The sequence below is a fragment of the Bartonella sp. AP57NXGY genome (assembly GCF_042195805.1).
In the GTDB taxonomy this organism is placed as follows: domain Bacteria; phylum Pseudomonadota; class Alphaproteobacteria; order Rhizobiales; family Rhizobiaceae; genus Bartonella.
The window spans coordinates 1-1,712 of sequence record NZ_JBHIOZ010000246.1 but is presented as its reverse complement, the minus strand read 5'-3'; the positions used below and the strand labels follow the sequence as shown (position 1 = coordinate 1,712).

The 1,712-nt window shown below is 36.9% G+C and carries 1 protein-coding gene and 3 pseudogenes; 3 read left to right on the top strand and 1 reads right to left on the bottom strand.

The genetic code is table 11. The features are described 5' to 3' along the window. A pseudogene (locus tag ACFIL8_RS09930) lies at positions 1 to 429 on the bottom strand (filamentous hemagglutinin); the annotation flags it as partial. 76 nt (positions 430 to 505) lie between these two features. On the opposite strand from ACFIL8_RS09930, the pseudogene ACFIL8_RS09925 reads away from it, so the two are divergent. The 3 genes and pseudogenes from ACFIL8_RS09925 to ACFIL8_RS09915 all read left to right on the top strand — a co-directional run. Beyond that, positions 506 to 943: pseudogene (locus tag ACFIL8_RS09925) on the top strand (DUF488 family protein). Between the two features lie 103 nt (positions 944 to 1,046). Further along, on the top strand, positions 1,047 to 1,226 hold the full coding sequence (locus tag ACFIL8_RS09920) for a hypothetical protein (RefSeq protein ID WP_375613526.1): 180 nt from the start codon (positions 1,047 to 1,049) through the stop codon (positions 1,224 to 1,226). Between the two features lie 125 nt (positions 1,227 to 1,351). After that, positions 1,352 to 1,712: pseudogene (locus ACFIL8_RS09915) on the top strand (phage integrase central domain-containing protein); the annotation flags it as partial.

Below are 1,712 nucleotides of genomic sequence, written 5' to 3'. Positions count from 1 at the left end.
TACGGTTGAGAGAGCCAATGATTTGTCCAGCATCTTGCCCCATCGCCGTCTGTCCAGTTATATCAGTAAGGATGATACTCCCATCACTGATAGCAGATTTGGTTTCCCCTTCTGCTCCATCCTTGGCTTTGCCGTGATTTAAAACATTTTTGGCAATGTTCTTTATCGTGTCATTCCCAGAAAGACTAAACCCTTGGCTGCTGGCTTGAGCATGCGCACTGTTGGTGATATCACTGGTACTGATACTTCCTGTGGTCAGGCTGTTTTTTCTGCCGAGGCTGTGCTTTCAATAATACCTCCGGTCAAAGTTGTTTTATCTTTAACAGTGATATCAAAACCGCCATCACCAGCTTTAACCCCTGTTTGCTCCACAACGCTGTGATAATCACTGGAGAATTTATCCTTTTGGAAAGAGGCGCTCATAGAGCCCCCACCTATTTACTAAGGAAATAAACGTGTGTAACATCAAACATATTATCATACAGCCTGCTAAAGATGAGAGCTTTTGTTTTTTACCATTGGCTATGAAAGAAAATCCTTTGAGGACTATTTCAATCAACTTATCAAAAATAATATTAAACTTTTGTATGATATTCGTAAAAATCCAATAAGCAGAAAATACGGATTTTCAAAAAGACAATTAGAGAAAGTTGTAAACAACATTGATATTGAATATATGGCATATGCCTGAACTTGGAATTGCCTCTGAAAAACGAAGAAATTTGAAAACACAAAAGATTATGATCGCCTTTTTGAAGATTATCAAAATACAACTCTCAAGGATAGTTCTTGTGCAATAAACAAATTGTATCAAATTTTTTTAAACAAAAAGCGCGTTGCAATCACCTGTTTTGAAGCTAATGTATGCATGTGTCATAGAGGACAACTCGCATTAGCTCTCATTCCGTTGCCTGATTGGAAATATGAAATTAAGCACATCTAAAAAAATAAATTTGCATATTTTTAAAAAATGGGAGTGCCCATATGCCTCCCAGCCCCCTACCCATTCCTAATAACTTTTAAGTGATGCATGATTCACGCTACGGGTGAATTCTGCGCAAATCAAGGAAAAGAAATATGAACTGACTAATGAAACAATTGAGGTTGGTGGATACATTACACTTTACTGCATCCGTGATTTGAGAGACTTTGGAGATGTAAAGGCAGGTGATCTTGGCGCTTTTATACAAAAAGAAGACAATCTAAGTCATGATGGCAATTGCTGAATAAGTGATGATGCAAAAGTCTATGGTTATGCCAAAGTTTTTGGGGATGCACAAGTTTTCGGTGGTACATTTATTAGTGGAAAAGCTAAAATTTATGACAGTCCATTGATTTCCATCAGAGCAAATATACGCTGGCTATTAAACAAGCGCAAAATGGCATCTCCAAGAAAATAAACAGACTTACAAAAGGCTCTTTCGATTGGTTATTGCATCAGTATTTACAAAGCATGCAATGGCATAATCAATTAGAATCTACTAAAAAAGTTAAATATCGAATTCTGAACAATGTTTCTAAAAATATTGCTGATCGTGCACATAAAAGCATAGAAAAACACCACATCCTTGACGCCGTAGACAGAAGGCGAGCTACTCTCGCAGCGGCAAAATATTTTTTGACCTCTTTAAACGATCTCTTTAATTGGGCGGTTGATAATGCCCTTTTAAATAGAAATCCTGCCTTTAATATAAAAGCACCAAAATCTTTAA